Annotated in this window: 17 protein-coding genes and 1 pseudogene; 6 read left to right on the forward strand and 12 right to left on the reverse strand. The window is 66.6% G+C overall.

What is annotated here, in order from left to right; all coding sequences use genetic code 11:
• Positions 1–41 precede the first annotated feature (41 nt).
• Both ACVILH_RS31020 and ACVILH_RS31025 read right to left on the reverse strand, forming a co-directional pair.
• Complete coding sequence (locus ACVILH_RS31020) at positions 42–878, reverse strand: enoyl-CoA hydratase family protein (RefSeq protein ID WP_456716290.1); 837 nt, start codon at positions 876–878, stop codon at positions 42–44.
• A 42-nt stretch (positions 879–920) separates the two neighbouring features.
• Positions 921–1,682 carry an SDR family NAD(P)-dependent oxidoreductase gene (locus tag ACVILH_RS31025; protein WP_456716291.1) on the reverse strand — a complete coding sequence of 254 codons (762 nt, stop codon included), beginning with the start codon at positions 1,680–1,682 and terminating at the stop codon, positions 921–923.
• Between the two features lie 170 nt (positions 1,683–1,852).
• Between ACVILH_RS31025 and ACVILH_RS31030 the strand changes: the two genes are divergently transcribed.
• The 5 genes from ACVILH_RS31030 to ACVILH_RS31050 are packed head-to-tail and all read left to right on the forward strand — an operon-like array spanning position 1,853 to position 7,568.
• On the forward strand, positions 1,853–2,677 hold the full coding sequence (locus ACVILH_RS31030) for an alpha/beta fold hydrolase (RefSeq protein ID WP_456716292.1): 825 nt from the start codon (positions 1,853–1,855) through the stop codon (positions 2,675–2,677).
• The gene (locus ACVILH_RS31035) at positions 2,674–3,960 is read left to right on the forward strand and encodes an acyl-CoA dehydrogenase family protein (RefSeq protein ID WP_456716293.1); all 1,287 of its coding nucleotides are present in this window, start codon (positions 2,674–2,676) and stop codon (positions 3,958–3,960) included. Before ACVILH_RS31030 ends, ACVILH_RS31035 begins: the two co-directional genes overlap by 4 nt.
• A gap of 3 nt (positions 3,961–3,963) precedes the next feature.
• Positions 3,964–5,478 carry a class I adenylate-forming enzyme family protein gene (locus tag ACVILH_RS31040; protein ID WP_456716294.1) on the forward strand — a complete coding sequence of 505 codons (1,515 nt, stop codon included), beginning with the start codon at positions 3,964–3,966 and terminating at the stop codon, positions 5,476–5,478.
• Positions 5,479–5,490: 12 nt separating this feature from the next.
• Positions 5,491–6,585 (forward strand): NAD/NADP octopine/nopaline dehydrogenase family protein, encoded by a 1,095-nt coding sequence (locus ACVILH_RS31045; protein WP_456716295.1) that lies wholly within the window; start codon positions 5,491–5,493, stop codon positions 6,583–6,585.
• Entirely contained in the window at positions 6,582–7,568 is a 987-nt protein-coding gene (locus ACVILH_RS31050) for a 3-hydroxybutyryl-CoA dehydrogenase (RefSeq protein ID WP_456716296.1), read from the forward strand. Before ACVILH_RS31045 ends, ACVILH_RS31050 begins: the two co-directional genes overlap by 4 nt.
• A gap of 1,259 nt (positions 7,569–8,827) precedes the next feature.
• Here the strand turns inward: ACVILH_RS31050 and ACVILH_RS31055 are convergent.
• The 6 genes from ACVILH_RS31055 to ACVILH_RS31080 all read right to left on the reverse strand — a co-directional run bounded on the left by ACVILH_RS31055 (position 8,828) and on the right by ACVILH_RS31080 (position 15,627).
• The gene (locus tag ACVILH_RS31055; protein WP_456716297.1) at positions 8,828–9,874 is read right to left on the reverse strand and encodes a peptidase M29; all 1,047 of its coding nucleotides are present in this window, start codon (positions 9,872–9,874) and stop codon (positions 8,828–8,830) included.
• A 32-nt stretch (positions 9,875–9,906) separates the two neighbouring features.
• Complete coding sequence (locus ACVILH_RS31060; RefSeq protein ID WP_456716298.1) at positions 9,907–10,668, reverse strand: ABC transporter permease; 762 nt, start codon at positions 10,666–10,668, stop codon at positions 9,907–9,909.
• Positions 10,665–11,441: an ABC transporter permease gene (locus ACVILH_RS31065; protein WP_456716299.1), complete on the reverse strand. Its 777-nt coding sequence runs from the start codon at positions 11,439–11,441 to the stop codon at positions 10,665–10,667. Before ACVILH_RS31065 ends, ACVILH_RS31060 begins: the two co-directional genes overlap by 4 nt.
• A complete protein-coding gene (locus ACVILH_RS31070; protein WP_456716300.1) occupies positions 11,438–12,283 on the reverse strand; it encodes an ABC transporter ATP-binding protein in 846 nt (281 codons plus the stop codon). Before ACVILH_RS31070 ends, ACVILH_RS31065 begins: the two co-directional genes overlap by 4 nt.
• Before the next feature lie 638 nt (positions 12,284–12,921).
• Entirely contained in the window at positions 12,922–14,628 is a 1,707-nt protein-coding gene (ilvD, locus tag ACVILH_RS31075) for a dihydroxy-acid dehydratase (protein ID WP_456716301.1), read from the reverse strand.
• 21 nt (positions 14,629–14,649) lie between these two features.
• Entirely contained in the window at positions 14,650–15,627 is a 978-nt protein-coding gene (locus ACVILH_RS31080) for an ABC transporter substrate-binding protein (RefSeq protein ID WP_456716302.1), read from the reverse strand.
• A gap of 282 nt (positions 15,628–15,909) precedes the next feature.
• Here ACVILH_RS31080 and ACVILH_RS31085 point away from each other — a divergent pair, with 282 nt between their 5' ends.
• On the forward strand, positions 15,910–16,260 hold the full coding sequence (locus ACVILH_RS31085) for a RidA family protein (RefSeq protein ID WP_006614884.1): 351 nt from the start codon (positions 15,910–15,912) through the stop codon (positions 16,258–16,260).
• A gap of 246 nt (positions 16,261–16,506) precedes the next feature.
• Here the strand turns inward: ACVILH_RS31085 and ACVILH_RS31090 are convergent, their stop codons facing one another.
• The 4 genes and pseudogenes from ACVILH_RS31090 to ACVILH_RS31105 form a co-directional block, all read right to left on the reverse strand.
• Positions 16,507–16,743, reverse strand: coding sequence for a hypothetical protein (locus ACVILH_RS31090; RefSeq protein WP_456716303.1), 237 nt, complete (start codon positions 16,741–16,743; stop codon positions 16,507–16,509).
• Between the two features lie 114 nt (positions 16,744–16,857).
• A pseudogene (locus ACVILH_RS31095) lies at positions 16,858–17,743 on the reverse strand (manganese catalase family protein).
• A 106-nt stretch (positions 17,744–17,849) separates the two neighbouring features.
• Positions 17,850–19,241: a sigma-54-dependent transcriptional regulator gene (locus tag ACVILH_RS31100; protein WP_456716304.1), complete on the reverse strand. Its 1,392-nt coding sequence runs from the start codon at positions 19,239–19,241 to the stop codon at positions 17,850–17,852.
• Positions 19,231–21,039 (reverse strand): sensor histidine kinase, encoded by a 1,809-nt coding sequence (locus ACVILH_RS31105; RefSeq protein WP_456716305.1) that lies wholly within the window; start codon positions 21,037–21,039, stop codon positions 19,231–19,233. Before ACVILH_RS31105 ends, ACVILH_RS31100 begins: the two co-directional genes overlap by 11 nt.
• Positions 21,040–21,075: the final 36 nt, after the last annotated feature.

Raw genomic sequence — 21,075 nt, forward strand, 5'->3', positions numbered from 1 at the left:
TAAAATATTTCCTGGCAAGCCCCTTCGGTTCCCGCGAGCGTTCAATTCCCTTCGAAGACCGGCTTCTGCTTGGCAGCAAAGGCTTCGAACGCGCGGTTGAAGTCCTCTGTTGTCATGCACAAGGCCTGGGCAACTGCCTCCGCCTCGATCGCTTCCTCCACCGACATCGCCCATTCCATCGCCAGCATGCGCTTGGTCATGGTGTTGGCGAAGGTCGGGCCGTTCGCGATCTCGGTGGCCAGCCCCACGGCCTGCGCCAACGCGTCGCTCGGCGCGACGATGCGGCTGAAGAAGCCCCAGCGCTCGCCCTCGTCTGCACTCATGAAGCGACCGGTGTAGAGCAACTCGGACGCCCGCGACTGGCCGATGATGCGCGGCAGGATCGCGCAAGCGCCCATGTCGCAGCCGGCCAGACCGACCTTGTTGAACAGGAAGGCAACCTTGGCGCCGGTCGCGGCGAGCCGGATGTCCGAGGCCATCGCGACGATCGCGCCCGCCCCCGCGCAGATGCCCTCCACGGCCGCCACGATCGGCTGCGGACAGGCGCGCATCGCCTTGACGAGGTCGCCCGTCATCCGCGTGAACGCGGTCAGACCCTTGGTGTCCATCTTCACCAGCGGTCCGATGATCTCGAACACGTCACCACCGGACGAGAAATTGCCGCCCGCGCCGGTCACGACGATGGCCTTGACGTCGTCGTCGAACGCGCAGGCGCGGAAGAAGTCGGTCAGTTCGCGATAGCTCTCGAACGTGAGCGGATTCTTGCGCTCTGGCCGGTTGAGCGTCACCGTCGCGACGCGATCCTTGAACGCGAGCAGGAAATGGCTCGGCTTGTAGTCAGCCAGCGGCACGGTGACGGAATTGGCGGGCTTCGACATGGTGGCTCCCTTCGTTCGACTGTTCTGATTGATCGATTCGACTCAGACTTCGCCGCCCGCGACCGCGATTGCCTGTCCCGTGATGGCGCTGGCGCCAGCGCCGCAAAGCCACAACACGGTATCGGCGACCTCCTGCGGCTTGATCAGCCGCCCCTGCGGATTGTGTTTGGCGAGCTCGGCGACGGCCTGCTCGCGGCTGCGGCCGGTCTTCTTCATGATGTTGTCGACGCTGTCGGCGACGAGGTCCGTATCGGTAAATCCAGGGCACACGGCGTTGACGGTGACGCCCGTGGCGGCCAGCTCCAGGGCAAGCGATCGCGTGAGGCCGACGACCGCGTGTTTTGCGGCCGTGTAGGCGCTGACATAGGGATAGCCTTTGAGACCCGCTGTGGATGCGACCGCAACGATGCGGCCGTAAGGCTGTGCCTTCATTGCCGGCAATACGGCCTGCACCGCGTGCACCACGCCCATGAAGTTGACGTCGATCATGCGGCGGAACAGCGCGGCATCGGACTTCAGGAACGGCGCGGACTCCGCGCTTCCGGCGTTGGCGACGAGAATCGTGATCGGCTGCCGCGCAGTTGCAGCGGCGACCGTCTCGCTCAGCGCAGGCTGATCGGCGACATCGGCAACGGCGGCGTGGTCGGCACATCCTGCAGCAATGGCCTCATCGAGCGTTGCGCGATGACGCCCGACGATCGTCACGGTTGCGCCGGCGAGCTTCAGGGCCCGCGCGATTTCACGCCCGATGCCGCGGCCGCCGCCCGTCACCATCGCATGCGCTGCTGCAGGCAGTCCGGACATGCGCGCGCCTCCTCATCTCTTGCCATACGATCGCAGCTTGCAGATTATTTTAAACTTCAAATTTTTGCAACAACGCGCCCGAAGCGGCTTGACACTCCTGTTGCCGTGGCTAGCGTTCGAAGGCCTGGAGCAAGCAGCGTTGCGGCTTCGGGCTCATCTCGGAGGTCTGCGTGCCCGCGTCGCAAATCCTGACCACGAAGGACGGCCGCTTCGGCTACGAGGCAGCGGGAGCGCCTGATCGGCAGACCCTGGTGTTCCTCCACGGCATCGGCGGCGCGGCGCGCGCTTGGCGCGGCCAGCTTGCGCATTTCGGCGAGCGCTTTCATACGGTGGCGTGGGACATGCCAGGCTATGGGCAATCCACCAAACTCGATACGGCGAGCATCACCACTCTGGCTGCTGCGCTTCAGGACTTCCTGATCCAGATCGACGCCCGCAAGCCGATCCTGGTCGGCCACTCGATCGGCGGGATGATCGTCCAGGAATGGCTGATGACTCACGCGCAGGCTGCGAGCGCCGTCGTGCTGGCGCAGACCAGCCCGGCGTTCGGCAAGGCCGATGGCGACTGGCAGAAATCCTTCATCGAGGCGCGCCTCGGGCCGCTCGATCGCGGGGCGACGATGGCGTCGCTGGCTTCGGACCTCGTGAAGGAGTTGGTTGGTGACGACCCCGACCCGCAGGGACTCGAACTCGCGACCTCCTGCATGGCGGCCGTGCCCGAGGCAAGCTATCGCGCCAGCATGCTGGCGCTGCTTGGCTTCGACCGTCGGCAGGCGTTGAAGGAGATCAAGGTCCCGACGCTGGTGCTGTCGGGATCGAAGGATCGAAACGCACCGGCTCCGATGATGGAGAAGATGGCGAGCTTCATTCCCGGCGCTCACTATGTCGAGCTTCATGGCGCTGGCCATCTCGTCAATCTCGAGCGCCCCAGCGAGTTCAACGCCGCGCTCGATTCATTTCTGACAGCACACGCGACGACTGCGGAGGCACGATGACCATCCAGGTGCAGAAGACGGCGACGGCATCCGGCGAGGCGCTCGATGCGCCGATGTTCGATCCGTCTGCTTTTCGGCTGACGCCTGAGCAGGCCGATATCATCACCCGTGCGCGGCAACTCGGGCAGAGCGTGCTGGCGGGGCGGGCCGCCATCTGGGACCGCGAGGCGACATTCCCCACCGAAAACTACAGGGACCTGCATCGGGCCGGCCTGCTCGGCATCTCCGTTCCCAAGGCGCTCGGCGGTCTCGGCGCCGGTTACCAGACCTACGCGCTGACGGCCGCGGAGATTGGCCGCTATTGCGGCGCGACCGCGCTGACCTGGAACATGCATGTCTGCTCGACCCTGTGGTCGGGGCCGCTCGCCGATGATCTCGACATGGACGACGATGTCCGCGCCGAGCACCAGCGGCGGCGCGCGATCCACTACAAGCGCATCGTCGAGGACGGCGCGATCTACTCGCAGCCGTTCTCGGAAGGCGGCGCAGCGGCGGCGGGTGGCGTCGCGTTCGGCACCGAGGCCAAGCCGGTCAAGGGCGGCTGGCTGGTCAGCGGCAAGAAGATTTTTGCCTCGCTGTCCGGCCATGCCGATTACTACGGCGTACTCTGCACAGAGATCAGCGAGGGTGAGAAGGCCTCGCGGCGGAATACGCTCTATCTCGCGATCCCCGCGAAGAGCGAGGGCGTGTCCGTCGTCGGCGACTGGGATCCCCTCGGCATGCGCGGCACGGTGTCGCGCACGCTGATCTTCAAGGACGTGTTCGTCGACGAGGATGCGGCGCTGATGCCGCGCGGGGTCTACTTCCAGGCGGCGATGCGCTGGCCGCACATGTTCATGACCTTGTCGCCGACCTATATGGGCCTGGCGCAGGCGGCCTACGACTTCACCCTCAAATATCTGCGCGGCGAGGTGCCGGGTATGCCGCCGGTCAAGCGGCGCATGTATCCCACGAAGCAGATCGCGGTGGCGCAGATGCAGATCAAGCTGGAGCAGATCAAGGGCATCTGGTTTCAGGCGGTCACCGAGGCGCGCGCCAACCCGACCAAGGAGCAGGTGCTGCGCGCCTATGCTGCGCAGTACTCGGTGATGGAAGGCGCCAACGAGCTCGCCGCGCTCGCCATCCGCACCTGTGGCGGACAGTCGATGCTAAAGACCCTGCCGCTGGAGCGCATCTATCGCGACAGCCGCTGCGGCTCGCTGATGCTGCCGTGGACCGCCGAGCTGTGCCTCGACCGCATCGGCCGCGAGGCGCTGTACGAGCCCGGCGAGACGGACGAGTAGAGCGTGGACCTCTGCAGCCTGATCGAGCGCAACGCCGCGTTCACGCCGGACAAGCCGGCGATCCGTTTCGAAAGCGCGACGCTGACCTATGCCGACTTCAGCGCGCGGATCGCGTCGATGGCCCGGGCGCTGAAGTCCGAGTTCGGCGTCGGACGCGGCGATCGCGTTGCGATCCTGAGCCTGAACCGGCCGGACTATCTGGTCCTGCTCTATGCCTGCGCCCGGCTCGGCGCGATCCTGGTGCCGCTGAATTGGCGGCTCGCGGTGGCCGAGCAGGTCTTCATCCTGTCGGATGCCGCGGCCAAGGTGCTGGTGCTGGAGCAGGCGTTTGCGCCGGTGCTGCCGGCGCTCGCGGAGCAGCATCCGGAGACGGTGCCGGTCGGCGTCGACTTCACGCCGGCCAACGGATTTGCGCTCGACGAGCTGCTCGCCCGTGGCCGCGGCGACGATCGCAATCCGCACATCGATCTCTCCTGCCCGCTGCTGATCGTCTACACCTCGGGCACAACGGGCCGGCCGAAGGGCGCGGTGTTGCGGCAGGAGGCGCTGCTGTGGAACGGGGTGATGAGCCAGCACATGCATGGCCTCACCTCGGATGATCACGTGCTGACGGTGCTGCCGCTGTTTCATGTCGGCGGCCTCAACATCCAGACCACGCCGGCGCTGCATCACGGCGCCACCGTCACCTTGCATGCGCGCTTCACGCCGGACACGACGCTCGCGGCGATCATTCACGAGCGACCGACATTGACGGTGCTGGTGCCGGCGACCATCCAGGCCATCACCGAGCATCCCGGCTGGGCCAAGGCGGACTTGTCGTCGCTCAAGGCCGTCTCCACCGGATCGAGCATCGTGCCGCCCGCGTTGATCGATCGCATCACCGCGCGCGGCGTGCCGGTGCTGCAGGTCTATGGCTCGACCGAGACCTGCCCGATCGCGGTCTATACGCGGCTCGGCGGCGACCTCTCGCGCGCGGGCTCGACCGGCCTTCCGGGCCTGTGCTGCGAGGCGAAGATCATCGATCGCGATGGTGATGATCTGCCGGCCGGCAAGGCCGGCGAGATCGCGGTGCGCGGGCCCAATGTGTTCTTCGAATATTGGGGCAACGCCAAAGCCACCCAGCAGGCCATCCACGATGGCTGGTACCGCACCGGCGACATCGCGCAGCGCGACGCCGACGGTTACTTCTTCGTGCTCGAGCGGAAAAACAACATGATCATCTCCGGCGGCGAGAACGTCTATCCCGCCGAGATCGAGCGCGTGCTCGGCGAGCATCCCGACGTCGTCGATTGCGGCGTGATCGGTCGGCCCGATCCACGCTGGGACGAGGTGCCGGTGGCGTTCGTGGTCAAGCGCAAGGACTGCGCGCTCGATGCGGAGACCTTGCGCGCGCATCTGCAATCGCAGCTCGCGCGCTACAAGGTGCCGCGCGACATCGTCTTCGTCGACGATCTGCCGCGCACCGCGCTCGGCAAGGTGCAGCACCATCTGCTGCGCCAGAGGCCCGATGATCGATAAGGAGATCCGCTTGTGAAGATAGCAGTGCTCGGCGGCGGCAACGGCTCGTTCGCGGCCGCGGGTGATTTCGCGCTGGCAGGCCACGAGGTCCGGTTCTGGCGCCGTGATGCGGACGCTGTGGCGCAGCACCAAGCGGCTGGCTCGATCATCACCCTCAAGGACGTCAACGGCCGGCACGAGGCCAAGCTCGCGCTCGTCACGACCGACATCGGCGAGGCTATCAGGGGCGCCGAGCTGATCCTTTGTCCGGCGCCGGCGTTCGCGCAAGGAGACATCGCGAAGCAGCTCGCGCCGCATCTCACCGATGGCCAGGTCGTGTTCCTGCCACCGGCGACGTTCGGCACGATGATCTTTGCCGCCGCCGCGCGCGCCGCCGGCAACAAGGCAGAGGTCAGCTACGCCGAGACCGGCACCCTGCCCTGGCTGACGCGCAAGCATGGTCCGTTCGAGGTCGCGATCACCATTCGCGCCAAGCGGCTGCCGGTCGGCGTCTTCCCGCTGAAGACGGCCGAGCATGCGCTCGCCGTGATCAGCAAGGCATTCCCCGGCGTGATCGAGCCGTGCGGCGATGCGCTGTCGGGCGCGCTGATGAATGCCGGCTGCATCATTCATCCGCCGCTGATCGTGATGAATGCCGGGCCGATCGAGCATTTCGAGCGCTGGGACATTCACAAGGAAGGCACGCAAGCCGCGATCCGCCGCGTCACCGACGCGCTCGATGCTGAAAGAATCGCGGTGCGCGAGGCGCTCGGCTATGGCGCGCCGCATTTCCCGCTGGCGCATCACTACGCCAAGGACGGCGAGATCTGGATGTATGGCCGCGGCTCGCATGACCGGCTCACCGACTCCGGCGACTGGCGCGAGCAGCTGGTGCTGACGGAGCATCGCTACATGCGCGAGGATCTTCGGCTGGGTCTTTCATTCCTGATCTCGGCTGCCGAGCTGACCGGCACCGCGACGCCGCTCGCCCGCGGATTCCTGGCCATCGGTGGTGCGATCTGCGGTGAGGATTTCATGGCGACGGGACGCACGCTGAGCAGCCTGGGCTTTGGTGGACTCGATCGATCCGCCTTGCAGGCGCTGCTGCGCGACGGATTCGCCGCATGAGCGCGCGCGGACACATCGCCTGCCTCGGCGCCGGCCGCATGGGCCGCGGCATCGCCGTGGCCTTCGCCTATGCCGGTCATCCCGTCACGATGATCGACATCAAGCCGCGCACCCCCGAGGAGTTCGCCAAGCTGGAGCGCGAGGCGCTCGGCGAGATCGGCGCGACGTTCGCCACCTTGGCGCGGCTCGGGATGTTGCAGGCGACTGATGCCGACAGGCTGATGGGCAAGATCGCCGTCGCGCCGGCAGGCGCGAGCAACGATGTGTTGGCACAGACCACGCTGGTGTTCGAAGGCGTGCCGGAGATCGTCGACCTCAAGCGCGAGGTGCTCGGCGCGGCCTCCCGCGCCGTGGCGCCGGATGTCATCATCGCGTCGACGACGTCGACGATCCTGGTCGATGATCTCTCCGGTGCGATCGACAAGCCCGAACGCTTCCTCAACGCGCATTGGCTCAATCCGGCCTATCTGATCCCCCTGGTCGAGATTTCGCCGGGCAAGGCGACCGATCCGCAACTGACGGCGCGGCTGAAGGCGCTGCTCGAAGGCATCGGCAAGGTGCCGGTGGTGTGCGCGGCGACGCCGGGCTTCATCGTGCCGCGCATCCAGGCGCTCGCCATGAACGAGGCGGCGCGCATGGTCGGCGAAGGCGTCGCCAGCGCCGAGGAGATCGACAAGGCGATCCGCTACGGCTTCGGCTTCCGCTACGCGGTGCTCGGCCTGCTCGAATTCATCGACTGGGGCGGCGGCGACATCCTGTACTACGCCAGCCGCTATCTCGAAGGCGCGCTGGGCAGCGATCGCTATCGCGCGCCCGAGGTGATCGAGCGCAACATGGCGGAGGGGCGCATCGGCCTGCGCACCGGGGCGGGGTTTCTCGATTATTCCGGGATGGATGTGAGCGCCTATCGCGAGCAGCGGCTTGGCGCATTGGTCGAGATGCTCAGGCATTTCAAGCTGGCCCGGCCGCCGGTGGTGGAGTGAGGATCGCGTTGTAGGGTGGGCAAAGGCGCGGCACGCTATCGCCGTTGCGCGACAATGTTGCGCGCGCCGTGCCCACCATCTCGCTCAACATCCGCGGATGCACGGTGGGCACGCCGCCGCCCTATCGGGCGGCCGCTTTGCCCACCCTACGACAGCTGTGCTCGTGGCCGATAGTGGTAGCAACTGCAACTACAAACACCGCCGTTATCCCGGCCTCGTGCGCAATTGCGCACGCGGAGCCGGGATCCATACCCCCAGGGAAACTGTTTGAGGCAGGCTGGTCATTGGCACTTTGCCCGTCACCTCTGCTGCGGCGTATGGGTCCCGGATCGGCGCCATGCCGCGCTGGCACGCGTCATGGCTTGTCCGGGACGACAATTGTGGGTTGGTCGGATACACGGGTCAAACAGCGATCGATATGTGTCCGCGCGATGTGAATCCGCGCGGCATGAGGGCGTATTCTCGCGGCGCGTTGCGCCCGAGGTCTGCGATCAGTTCGTCCCTCATACAAATGCAGAGGGCGCAGGGAAGGCCAGGCGTCGGCTGACGCCTGCGGCCCGCCTGCTAACAAGAATGCAGGCGGCAGGTACCACAGGTGCAGCCGGACACGCCCGGCCTTCCCTGCGCGATGGGCTTACGGCTGCTTCGCGATCTCCCCGGTGCGCCGGCTGGTTGGCCACCGTCGTTCACGTGATGCGTCAGCACCATCGCGAACTTGACCTCAGCTTCGGGAGGCCAGGACCACGCGACTTGACCGTCCGCAAGCGATCGTTCGTCCACGCCCTCGTCGCCGAGGACGCTGCGATCTCTCGCGGCCACCGCTCCCCGCCTCGCGTGTCGTGACGATCGCGCGCTACGCCCCTTCTGCTTGAGGCGGGATGGAGGGAGAGAACCATAATTTACGGAAAATGGCAAGCGAGTTATTTTTTTTAGAATTCCGATCGCGCCGCACGCAGCGCCGCGCTCCCTCTCCCCGTTCTTGACGGGGAGAGGGCTGGTGGCGAGGCGTGTCACACAGACGCTCGCTCACGATCAAATCCGCTCGACTAACAGGGATTCGTCTTTCGCGTTGACGCGGCACCACCCGTGCCATTGCCCCTCACCCCGACCCTCTCCCCGTGAAGAACGGGGAGAGGGAGCGCAGCGTGCTTGGAGTTAGAGCTTGCGTTACGTGCAATAGGAGTTCTGGCCGGCTCGTTGAAACCATTTCTGCAACATCGGCGCTGCACCTCTCAGCGCCGTTCCGTGCCGACCCTCACCTATCCGAACACGTCCTGCAGCACGCCGGCCTTGATCACGGCTGTGCCATCCAGCTCGATCGTCGTCCCCATCATCGGCAGGTCGAAATGGCCGGCCGTGTAGCGGCCGGCGAATTCGTTGGCGCCGGTGGAGAACAGGAAATTGCCGGGGACGGCGCGCAATTCGGTGCCGTTGGTGTCGCGCTGGTCATACATGGTCAACGCCTCGTAGCGGGCGCCAGGATTCATACCCCAGCCGACATGCGACACGGCATAGGCCTCGCGGTCGCCCCACGACGCCAGATAGGCGCGCATCATCGCAGCATCGGCGCCCTCGCCTTCCAGATTGGTGATGTAGTCGTCGCGCATGGTCAGCGTGACCGGCGACGACAGATAGCGCTTGAAGGTGAGGTTGATGTCGCCGGGCGCCATCACGATGGTGCCGTTGACCGATTTGCTCTTGGGGAAGCTCACGACGATGCCGCCCGGCCAATGCGCGAGCGTGCCGGGACGATCGGTCCAGCCCCACACGCCGACGGTGGAAGCGCCCTCCATGACGACGTCGAGATCGGTGCCGGCCTTGGAGGTCACGCGCATCCGCTTGGTGCCGCGCAGCATCTTGGCGGCGGCGCGCACGCGCTTCTCCAGTGCCGTGTCGGGCCGCATGCGCTCCAATGCCTCGGGATGCTCGTTCGAGATCACGAGAATGCGCGCGCCGGCCTTGAGAATCTCCGGCGTCTCCACCGCGTGCATCAGGCCTTCGATGGTGCAGTCGACGACGAAGCCGGCCTGCTGCAAGGCCGTCACGACGGGGCCGAGCTTGCCGATGGCCTCCGAGGCGCCGGTCGAGCGCACCGGCACCGGATGGGGATTGCGCGGCGTCGGAACGATCACATGGAACGGACGCGCGCCCATGCGCAATAGCGCCAGCTCGGCGATGTGGACGTTGAGCGGACGCGACTGCGTCTCCGACAGGATGGCGGCGGTGTCGCCGGCCTTCACCGCGCAGCGCTCGAAGATCTCGCAGAATGCGTCGATCCATTTCGCCTCGATGCGATCCGCCAGCATGGTCGTTCTCCCGATTGTTGTTTGTCGTTCTATCAGACTGAAGGGAAGCCGCGCAGCAGGTACGCGCGCAGGCCCTGCAGCAGGGCGTTGAGAATGAGGCCCAGCAGCGAGATCGTGATCAGCGGCACGAACATGTCGACCGCCTGGAAGGTGCGCGCCGCGGTGACGAGCACGTGGCCGAGTCCGTCGGTCGAGGTGATCATCTCCGCCAGGAACACCACGATGCAGGAAATCACGAGGCCGATGCGGCAGCCGGTCAGGATCGAGGGCATCGCGGCCGGCAGCACCACCTTCCACAGCACGTCGCGCGGCGGCGTGCCGGCGGCGAGCGCCGACCAGATCAGCTTCTGTTCGATCGTGGTGGCGCCGTAATAGGTCGACAGCAGGATCGGAAACAGCGCGTCGGCCGCCACCAGCATGATCTTGGATTCGTGGCCAAAGCCGAGCAGCAGCAGGAAGGCCGGATAGAGCGCGACCTTCGGCAGCGGCGCCAGCACGCGGACGATCGGCTTGACGGCGGCGTTGATCGGTGGACTGACTGCTGCGGCAATGCCGAGGGAGACGCCGAGCACGACGGCGATCGCGAAGCCGGCGAACAGCCGGAACAAAGTCGCGGCGATGTCCTGCTGGAAGGTGAGGCTGGAGAGCTGCTGCGCCATGCGCAGGAACACCTGCCCCGGCGGCGGCAGCAGGGTCGCCGGCGCGTAGCCGAACGACACGAGACCTTGCCACAGCAGCAGGACGAGCACGATCGGCGCGGCGCCCAGCAGGATATCGTTGGAGGTGCGCGTCATGAGAAGCTCAGGGGCATGTCGAATTGCGGCTCGGACCAGCGCACCAGCCAGCGGCGGATCACTTCGAATGCGGCATCGAGGCAGATGCCCATGGCGCCGATGATGATGATCATCGCGAACACCGTGTCGTACTGGCCCATGTCGAGCGCGTTGAACAGGATGTTGCCGGCGCCGGACTGCCGCGCGATCATCTCGCTGGTCACCATCGTGATCAGCGCCAGCACGAGGCCGGTGCGGCAGCCGGTGAGGATCTCCGGCAATGCAGCCGGCAGGACGATGCGCAGCAGGCGTTCGGCCGGCGACAGGCCCATGGCAGCGCCCGACCACAGCATCTTCTCCTCGACCGCCTTGGCGCCCTCGAAGCTGTGATAGATCACCGGCAGGCTGACGCCGAGGAAGATCACCAGCGTCTTGGAGATGTCGCCGACGCCGAGCCACAGCATGATGATCGGCATCAGCGCGGCTTTCGGGACGGGATAGATCAGCATCAGCAGCGGATTGAAGAAGGCGGCGGTGGCGCGGCTGCGGCCCATCAGCAATCCCAGCGGGATCGAGAAGGCCAGCGCGAGCACGAAGCCGATCGCCATCCGCCGCAGCGAGGCCAGGATGTTGATCAGCGATTCCTTGTCGGTGAGGATCGGCGGGATCGCGCGCAGCGACTCCAGCGCGGTCGGGAAGCTGTCGTTCTTCAGCCCGAGCGAGGCGAGCTGCCAAAGCAGCAACAGGCCGCAGCAGGCCAGCACCGGCGCGAGCGGCTTGAGAAGTCCGTTCATGACGGCAGCTCGTTGTCGCCGGACGCATCGAACATGCGCTCGATGTCGACGATGTATTTCTGATAGCGCGGATCGAGCAGCAGCTCCTCGCGGCGGCGCGGCCGCGGCAGGTCGATGTCGATGACCTCGCGGATGCGCCCGGGCGAGCGCGACATCATCACGACCTTGTCGGACAGGAACACGGCTTCCTCCACCGAATGCGTCACGAACAGCACGGTCTTGCGGTCGCGCTCCCAGATGTCGAGCAGGTCGTTCTGCAGCCGCGTGCGGGTGTGCGCATCGAGCGCGCCGAACGGCTCGTCCATCAGCAGCACCTCGGGGCCATAGGCCAAGGTGCGCGCCAGGGCGACGCGCTGCTTCATGCCGCCGGACAGCTCCTTCGGATAGAACTTCTCGAAGCCGGTGAGGCCGACCATCGCGAGCAAGGTCCGCGCTAAAGCCTCGGCCTTCGCGGCCTTCAGGCCCTGCTGCAGCGGGCCGTACATGACGTTGCCGAGCACGCTCTTCCACGGAAACAGCGCGAACTCCTGGAACACCGGACCGCGATCGGTCCCGGGGCCGGTGATCGGCTTGCCCTTCATCCTCGCGGCGCCGCTGGTCGGCTTGACGAAGCCGCCGACGATGTAGAGCAAGGTCGACTTGCCGCAGCCGGAGGGGCCGAGGATCGAGACAAAGGCGCCCTCCTCCACCGAGAGCGAGATGTCCGACAGCGCGGTGTGGTCACGGCGCGACGAGGTCTTGAACACCTGCGAGACGTGGTCGATCTCGATGATCGGCGTGGCCGGGCTGCGGCCGAGTGGAACGCCCGCGAGCTGGCCGGGTCGGATCGGGGTCACGCCCATGTCGGCTTCTCTTTCCGGTGCAGCACGCTTAGAGGCTCCCAATCATCAGGCATCACAGACCACCGCAGATATTCGTCCGTATCCACGTCCACCATCATTCCGGGGCAAGGCCTTAACCCGGCCGTCTCCCCGCCCGAGGTCGTTCCCTCCCCCCTTGTGGGGGAGGGTTAGGGAGGGGGGTGCCACACCCACCGACCTCGCGGCTACCCCCCTCCCCAACCCTCCCCCACAAGGGGGGAGGGAGCTTGCAGAGCTTGCCCGCCTCACGACGACGATCGCTTTGTGTCCGACCTCCGTCGTTCACGCCGCTTGCCGACTGCAATGAGCCCGGCCGTCTCCCCGCACGAGGTCGTTCCCTCCCCCCTTGTGGGGGAGAGCTAGGGAGGGGGGTGCCACACCCACCGTCCTCTCGGCTACCCCCCTCCCCAACCCTCCCCTACCAGGGGGGAGGGAGCCTGGAGAGCTTGCCCGCCTCACGGTGGCAACTTTGGAATTCCGAGCTTGCCTTGCGTTCATGCTCACTAGGCTCGAGATTCCTGGTTCAATCATCGAGGCTTCGCCTCGACGATTGCCCCGGAATGACGGGGTGTGTGGTCGCAAGATTAGCAAGAACCCTGCCAACCGTCGCGCGTCGCGGCTCATTCCTGCTCCTGATCGAACCATGGCCATTCGGCCGGTCCTTCATGCGTGACGGCGCCGAGCGGGGCCTGCCCGACCAGCTTGGCGTATTTCGCCAGAGCCCCTGCGCGATGGCGCGGCGGTCGCTGCGACCAGGCGCTGCGGCGCGCGGCAAGCTCACGCTCGTCGAGCAGCACGTCCAGCGTGCGCGCCTTCGCGTCGATGCGGATCGGGTCACCATCGCGCACCAGCGCCAGCGGGCCGCCGACGAAGGCCTCCGGCGAGACGTAACCGATGCACATGCCGCGGGTGGCGCCGGAGAAGCGGCCGTCGGTGATCAGCGCGACCTTCTCGCCCATGCCCTGGCCGTAGATCAGCGCGGTGACGCCGAGCATCTCGCGCATGCCGGGACCGCCGACGGGTCCCTCGTTGCGGATGATCAGCACCTCGCCCGCCTGATAGTTGCGCGCGCGCACAGCGGCGACGCAGGCCTCCTCGTCCTCGAACACGCGGGCGCGGCCTTCGAAGACCAGGTTCTTGAGACCGGCCACCTTGATGACGGCGCCATCCGGCGCGAGGTTGCCCTTGAGCACGGCGACGCCGCCATCGGGCATCATCGGCTTGGCCGGGGTGAAGACGACCTCGCCGTCAGGCGCATTCGCCGCGCCATATTCCTGTGCAAGCGTGCGGCCGGTCACCGTGATGCAGGAGCCGTCGATATGGCCGCTCTCGATCAGCGCGCGGATCACCACCGCCGCGCCGCCGATGTCGTAGACATCCTTGGCGGTGTACTTGCCGCCGGGCCTGAGATTGCCGATCAGCGGCGTGCGCGAAAACACCTCGCCGACATCGTCGAGCGTGAAGCGGATGCCGGCCTCGTTGGCGATCGCCGGCAGATGCAGCGCCGCGTTGGTCGAGCCGCCGGTGGCCGCGACGATCGCAGCACCATTCTCCAGGGATTTGCGGGTGACGACGTCGCGCGGCAGCGGGCCATCGTTGGCGAGCATCTGCATGATCAGGCGCCCCGCTGCGCGCGCGACATGGCCGCGCTCGGCATAGACGCCGGGGATCATCGAGACGTTGGGCATCGACAGGCCCATCGCTTCCGACAGCATGCCCATGGTGTTGGCGGTGAACTGGCCGGCGCAGGCGCCGATGGTCGGCAGACAGGAGCGCTCGATGCCTTCGAGCGTGGCGGCGTCGATCTCGCCGGTCATGTAGCTGCCAACGGCCTCATAGGAATCGAGCACCGTGAGCGTCTTGCCCTGATACTTGCCCGGCAGCGCGCTGCCGCCATAGATGAAGATCGACGGCACGTTGCAGCGGACCATGCCCATCATGACGCCAGGCAAGGTCTTGTCGCAGCCGCCGAAGCCGATCAGCGCGTCATAGGCGAGGCCGTGCACCACGGCCTCGATCGAATCGGCGATCAGCTCGCGCGAGAACAGAGAGAACTTCATTCCCTCATGGTTCATGCTGATGCCGTCGGACACCGAGACGGTGGCGAATTCGCGCGGCGTGCCGCCGGCCTCGGAGACACCGGTCTTGGCGGCATCGACCTGGAAGTCGTGCGTCATGTTGCAGGGCGTCTGCTCGCCCTTCTGGCTGACGATGCCGATCATCGGCTTGGCGATGTCGGCATCATCGAGACCCATCGCGCGCATGAAGGCGCGGTGCGGGGCGCGGTCGAGCCCCTCCACCGTGACGCGCGAGCGCAGCTTCCTCATCGACGAGCTCCGCGTAGCGCCCTACTGGATCGGCGCGACGATGGTGGGATGCTTGAACTGGGCGACGTCGAGCTTCGGCAGCATGCCGGTCTCGGCGTAGATATCGAGCATCTTCTGGATCGCGGGGAAGTTCGGCGCAGCGACGGGATCGCGGCCGAAATCATTGTCCTTGAGCAGATAGGTCTCGATCACGGGCACCGGCACCTTCATCACTTCGGACACGACCTTCAAGGTCTCATCGCGGTTGGCGAGCGCCTTCTTCATGCCGGCCGTGATGTCGCGGACGTAGGCCTTCACGAGATCGGGGTTCTTGTCGACGAAGTCGGCGCGGCAGGCCTCGAGGATGTGGACGATGTTGGGCATCGCCTGCGACAGCTGGAACAGTTTTCGCGTCCCGCCCTTGGCCTCGGCGCGCGCGGCGAACGGCTGGTTCATGTTGACGGCGTCGACGCGGCCCTGTTTGAGCGCGTCCTCGGCGACCGCGAAGCCGACCTCGACCAGCTTGATGTCCTTGGCGGGATCGAGCCCGGCCTGCTTGAGCAGCAGATTGAACGGACCCTGCGTGCCGCCGCCGATGACGGAGATGCCGACCGTCTTGCCCTTGAGGTCAGCAATGGTCTTGATCGGCGAATCGTCCTTCACCGCCCAATACACCGAGAACCCGCCGGGCTTTTCGTAGACGTGCTGGGCGACGATGTAGGCCTTGAGGCCGCCGCCGACGACGCCGTTCGACAGCGACAGCGGCGCCTGCGTCGCGCAGTCGAGCGCGCCTGCCGCGAGCGCCTGGGTCATCGGTGCCGTGCCTTGGAACTGGGTCCACTCGATATTGTAGGTTTTGCCGAGATCCGGAAATTCGCTCGGCCGCTTCATCATCCAATATTTGGATTCTTCCGCCGGGATGGTCCAGCCGACGCGGATCGTCTGCTGCGCAAAGCCCGCCCCTGCACTCGTCGCCCATGCGACCGCTGACAGCGCCGCCAGCATCAACCGTTTCCGCATCACGCCCCTCCGAAATCGCTTAAAAGGAACCTCGCGGGGAATGTTTCATGTCTCAAATATCGGTGCAAGCGCGGAAAACATTCCCTGTTTGCCCGCCCCATGAGCAAGCCGCTGTGCAGCGCGGCGAGACTGCGGCGCTTGCGGAAATGCCGCCGACCGTGTGTCGTTGCCATGTCGGCAACGCAAGGTCGTGCGCCGCAGATCGCCGCTCAGCCGACTGGCGCTGCCGCGCCGCACGCGCTAGGGAGAGGCCCCGAATTGACCTTCCAAGGAGTTCTCTCGATGTCCATCCAGCGCTTTGAAGTTGGCCCGCGCATGAGCCAGGTCGTCGTGCACGGCAATACCGTCTATCTCGCGGGTGTCGTCGCGCAGAAGACCGCCGGCGAGAGCGTGACCAAGCAGACTGAGGAAATTCTCGCGATCATCGACGGCCACCTCGCCAAGGCCGGCACCGACAAGACCAAGCTGCTGTCGGCGACGATCTACCTCACCGACATCAAGACCTTCGGCGAGATGAACGCGGTGTGGGACGGCTGGGTCTCCGCCGGCAACACGCCCGCACGCGCAACGGTCGAGGCCGGCTTGGCGGCGCCGCAGTACACGGTCGAGATCATGGTGATCGCGGCGAAGTAAGTTGGGTTGGCTGCGCGTGGGCGATCGCAGAATTGCCCCACGATCTCGCGGACCACTTACCTCTCCCCGCTTGCGGGGAGAGGTCGGATTGCATCGCCAGATGCAATCCGGGTGAGGGGGTACAGGTCTCTCCGCAAACGCACCTGGCGCGTTTGCCCCGATTTAGCACCACCCGCGTAGCTGCCCCTCACCCCACCCCTCTCCCCGTGAAGAACGGGGAGAGGGAGCGCAGCGAGTTCGCGGCTTCTACTCCGTCTCGTGCCGGCCGGTGTTGCGATTGAGCGGATCGCGGCGCTCGCGCGTCAGTCCTTCGGGCAGCACCGGCTCGGTGCCGGGAAGCGGCTCGGCGCGGACGTCGGCGCCCCACTGCTCCTGCTGGCGGGGCGTCGTGTCGTCCTTGACCTGCTGCGGCTGCGGCAAGCCGTCCTTGCTGACGGGGTCGTAGGCGCCGGAGCGCAGGTCGCGGGTGTCTCTGCCTGTCATGGCTCTTCAACAGATGTCGTCACGCATTCGTTCCTCATGGCCACGAGGAACAGAGCGCACGTCGATGAGGCGCGACGGCCGGCCCCGCAGAGGCGCCGGCCACTGCGGGTCTCATCAGGTCAGCGCGTTGGTCGTCGGCGTCGCGTTCATCTGATCGCGCTGCGCGGCGCTGTCGGGGCGGGCCGGGCCGAGATTGGGCACCTCGCCGAGCGGCTCGAAGCCGGGGCGGATCGAGAACTGGCCCTGGCCATCGAGCGACGGTCCCTCGGAGTAGCGGCCGGGCTCCGGCGGCGTGCCGTTGCGCTCGGTGCCCATGAACATGTAGGCGAACTCGGTCGCCTCCTTGCTGCGATCGAAGCTGTTCGGGATCGGCAGCTGGCCCGGGCCGAGGTCCTCGATCACGGCAAGCCATTGCTGCTGATGCATGGTGTCGCGCGCGATCAGATAGCTCAGCATGTCCTGCATGCCGCGGTCGGCGGTCGAGTTGTAGAGCCGCACCGCGAGCGTGCGCCCGGTCGCTTCGGCTGCGACGTTGCAATACATGTCGGCGGCGAGATTGCCGCTGGCATAGATGTGCGAGCAGTCGAACGGCACGCCGTCGGAATTCGCCGGGAACGCCGCCATTCCGGTCGACAGCAGGTGCCGGTGCAGCATGCCCTCGATGACGTGGCGCGGCCGCTCGCCGCCGCTCATGACGGCACCGACGACCGGGTTCGCCTGCAAGGTCGTCTCCTGCATCGTCGCCGGCGCATTCTCGAGATTGAGCGCCACGGCGGTGGCCAGCATCTCGATGTGGCTGATCTCCTCCGTCGCGGTGTTGAGCAGCACGTCGCGATATTTGGCGGGGGCCGCGATTTCCCCACGCCTGGAAGAAATATTGCAGGCAGACGCGGATCTCGCCTTCGACGCCGCCGATCGCCTGCTGCAGCTGGCGCGCGAAGATCGGATCAGGACTCTCCACAGCCACCGGATATTGCAGCCGCTTGTCAAAGTAGTACATGCAAAGGTCTCCTGTTCGAAGTGACCTCGCAGCAATGATGTGCTGTGGCGGCCGTTCCTACGGCCTGTGCGCTGCTGCTTTACAACGGCTCTAAAGCGGCGCCGTCCTAATCCAGGTTATGACGCGCGCCGCTTGTGCGTGACCGATCGTCGCGGACCCCGTCGACATCGACCGCAAGCCGCTTGATCTTGTCGTACAGCGTCTGCTTGGGAACGCCGAGCAGCGCGGCGGTCGCCTGCACATCACCGAGCTTGCGGCGGAGCGCGTCCTCGATGATGGAGCGCTCGATGTTCTCCAATTGACGCGGCAGCGACAGCTCGGAGGACGCGGCGGCGGACCGGCTCAGCACGCGGCGGTCGAGGACGCCGAGCACGAAGCGGTCGGCGATGTTGCGCAATTCGCGGACATTGCCGGGCCAGGCATGGCCGAGCAGCAGCGACATCGTCGCATCGTCCACGATCGGCGCGTCGCGCTCGAAGCGCTTGGCAGCGTCCAGGGTGAAGTGCTCGAACAGGATCGGAATGTCCTCGCGCCGCTCGCGCAAGGGCGGGAGCTCGATGAAGGCGACGCCGAGGCGATAGTAGAGGTCGGCGCGGAACTGCTTGCTCTCGCTGAGCTCGTAGAGATTGGCCTTGCTGGCGGCGACGACGCGGCAATCCACCGCGACCGTCTTGTTCGAGCCGACGCGCTCGATCGCGCGGTCCTGCAGGGCGCGCAGCAGCTTGACCTGGACGCTGAGCGGCATGCTCTCGATCTCGTCGAGGAACAAGGTGCCGCCATGGGCGTACTCGATCTTGCCGATCCGCTGCTTGGTGGCGCCGGTGAACGCGCCGGCCTCGTGGCCGAACAACTCGCTCTCGACCAGCGATTCCGGCAGGCCGCCGCAGTTGACGGCGACGTAATTGCCACCGCGCCTCGGGCTGTGATTGTGCAGGCAGCGCGCGACGACGTCCTTGCCGGTGCCGGTCTCGCCATAGATCGTGACGTCGACATTGGTGGAGGCGAGATTGGCGACCAGGCGCCGCACCTCCTGGATCTGCGGCGAGCGTCCGAGCAGGCTCGCCTCGATGCCTTGGCGGTCGGCGAGCGCCGAGCGAAGCTTGCGCACCTCGAGCGTGAGCCTACGCTTGTCGAGCGCGCGCCGCACCACCGAGACGAGCTGCTCCGATGAGCACGGCTTCTCGATGAAGTCATAGGCGCCGTTGCGCATCGCCTCCACGGCCATCGAGATGTCGCCATGGCCGGTGACCAGGATCACCGGCAGATCCGGATCGAGCCGATGCAACTCGTTGAGCCACGCCGTGCCGCTCTTGCCGCGCAACTGCACGTCCGAGACGACCACGAACGGCATATCGGCGCGGACGACCACGCTCGCCGCTTCGACGGAGGCGAACGGGGTCACCGGGAGGCCGGCGAGCTGAAGCGCCTGCACGGCGCCGATGCGCACGTCCTCGTCGTCCTCGACATAGATCACGCCGATCGGCTGTTCAGAGCTCATGAGCGGACCTTCCGGCAAGCGGCAGCAGCAGGACGAACTCGGCGCCGATAGGCTCGAGGTTGCGCGCCCGCAGCTCGCCGCCGAACGAGCGCGCGATGTGGTTGGCGATGACGAGACCGAGGCCGAGCCCCTTGCCGGCCGGCTTGGTCGTCACGAACGGCTCGAACATGCGCCGTAAAACGTCCGGGGGGATCGCCGGCCCGCTGTTGCCGATGGCGATGCGGCACTGCCCCTCCGCGCGCTCGGCGCGGATATGGATGGACTTCTGCTCTGCGCTCTCGACGGCATCCAGAGCGTTGGCGACGATGTTGCAGAGCAGCTGCTCCAGTCGGATCTGTTCGGCGCGGACATGCAGCTCCGGCGCGAGATCGATGCTGATCTCGACGCCGCCGTCCTTCACCCGATTGCCGAGAATCTTCAGCGTCTCCGCAACCGCCTGCTCGACCGATACGGACTCGAGCGGCGCATTGGATTTGTAGGCGAACACGCGCAGCTGGCCAGTCAGGCGCGCGAGGCGACGCACCAGCTCGCCGATCCGGACGAGATTGCCGCGGGCTTCGCCGATCATGCCGCGGTCGACGAACTGCACGGCATTGTCGGACGCGGTCTGCAGCGCCGCCAGCGGCTGGTTGATCTCGTGCACCATGCCGGCCGACATCTGCCCGAGCACCGCGAGCTTGCCGGCATGCACGAGCTCGTCCTGCGCGGCGCGCAATTCGGCGGTGCGCTCCTGCACCCGGATCTCCAGCCGGTCATTGGCGGCCTGCAGCGCGGCCTGGCTCGCCAGCCGTTGCCGGATCTCGCTTCGGCGCTGCGCCAGCAAGCCGAGCAGCAGCAGCGCCACGATGCAGGCGAGCCCCGAGAGCGTGCCGATCACATAGGCCGTGCGCCGGATCGGCGCGATGTCGTCGAGCAGCATCAGCTGCCATTGCCGCTCGTGCAGCGGGCGCTCGTCGATGCTGTAGACCGCGCCGCGCTCGGTCGTCACTCGGCCGCCGTGCTCCATGAAGGTCCAGCCCAGCGGCGCAAGGCTGGAGCTGCCATAGGGTTTCGACGTCGCGATCTCCTCCAGCGCATCGACCGCGAGCGGCGTCAGCGGGCGGAAGCGCCATTCGTCGCGCGAGGCGAGAATGGTGACGCCGCGGGCGTCGACCAGCAGCATGTCCGCGCCGCGGTTGCGCCACTCGCGCTCGAACGCATCGAGATTGACCTTGACCACGGCGACGCCGATCGTGCGCCCGTCGTGCTTGATCGCATAGGACAGATAATAGCCAGCGCGGGCGCTGGTGATGCCGATGCCGAAGAACGCGCCACGACCGGTCGCCAGCGCCTGGCGCATGTAAGGCCGATAGGACAGATTGCTGCCGACCGGCGTCCCCGGCTGGTCGAAATCCGCGGCCGCGATCGCGTCGCCGTCGACGGTCAGCACATAGAGATTGTCGGCGCCGGCCAGCAGATTGATCGACTTCAGGTACAGGCTGACGCTCTGCTGCAGGGCGTGGTCATCCGGCGTGCCGAGCAGCCTGAAGACATCCGGCGACGTCTCCAGCAGCGAGGGCAGATATTCGAAGCGCGAGAGATAGCCGTCGAGCTGCGCGGCCTCGACCGCCAGCCGCTGCTGGGCTGCGGCGTGGCGCTGATCGAGCCCGCGCGCGAAGGCGACGGCATAGCCGAGCCAGGCCGCCGCCGACACCAGCGCGACCGCCACGAGCCCGCGCAGGAGCCAGCCCGCGCGCCCCCGGACCATGGCGGCGTCGGGATATCCCTCGAGGCCGATCCGGAGAGGAAGATCCGTCATCTGCTGAGCCAGGCAAATCCGGGGCGTGGCGGGCCG

It is taken from the genome of Bradyrhizobium sp. USDA 4353, from assembly GCF_054063215.1.

Bases quoted from the DNA above. Each gene is read 5' to 3' on its own strand.
- ACVILH_RS31020 (WP_456716290.1), bottom strand. From the start codon at position 878: ATGTCGAAGCCCGCCAATTCCGTCACCGTGCCGCTGGCTGACTACAAG.
- ACVILH_RS31025 (WP_456716291.1), bottom strand. From the start codon at position 1,682: ATGTCCGGACTGCCTGCAGCAGCGCATGCGATGGTGACGGGCGGCGGC.
- ACVILH_RS31035 (WP_456716293.1), top strand. From the start codon at position 2,674: ATGACCATCCAGGTGCAGAAGACGGCGACGGCATCCGGCGAGGCGCTC.
- ACVILH_RS31050 (WP_456716296.1), top strand. From the start codon at position 6,582: ATGAGCGCGCGCGGACACATCGCCTGCCTCGGCGCCGGCCGCATGGGC.
- ACVILH_RS31055 (WP_456716297.1), bottom strand. From the start codon at position 9,874: ATGCTGGCGGATCGCATCGAGGCGAAATGGATCGACGCATTCTGCGAG.
- ACVILH_RS31060 (WP_456716298.1), bottom strand. From the start codon at position 10,668: ATGACGCGCACCTCCAACGATATCCTGCTGGGCGCCGCGCCGATCGTG.
- ACVILH_RS31065 (WP_456716299.1), bottom strand. From the start codon at position 11,441: ATGAACGGACTTCTCAAGCCGCTCGCGCCGGTGCTGGCCTGCTGCGGC.
- ACVILH_RS31070 (WP_456716300.1), bottom strand. From the start codon at position 12,283: ATGGGCGTGACCCCGATCCGACCCGGCCAGCTCGCGGGCGTTCCACTC.
- ilvD (WP_456716301.1), bottom strand. From the start codon at position 14,628: ATGAGGAAGCTGCGCTCGCGCGTCACGGTGGAGGGGCTCGACCGCGCC.
- ACVILH_RS31080 (WP_456716302.1), bottom strand. From the start codon at position 15,627: ATGCGGAAACGGTTGATGCTGGCGGCGCTGTCAGCGGTCGCATGGGCG.
- ACVILH_RS31085 (WP_006614884.1), top strand. From the start codon at position 15,910: ATGTCCATCCAGCGCTTTGAAGTTGGCCCGCGCATGAGCCAGGTCGTC.
- ACVILH_RS31090 (WP_456716303.1), bottom strand. From the start codon at position 16,743: ATGACAGGCAGAGACACCCGCGACCTGCGCTCCGGCGCCTACGACCCC.
- ACVILH_RS31100 (WP_456716304.1), bottom strand. From the start codon at position 19,241: ATGAGCTCTGAACAGCCGATCGGCGTGATCTATGTCGAGGACGACGAG.
- ACVILH_RS31105 (WP_456716305.1), bottom strand. From the start codon at position 21,039: ATGACGGATCTTCCTCTCCGGATCGGCCTCGAGGGATATCCCGACGCC.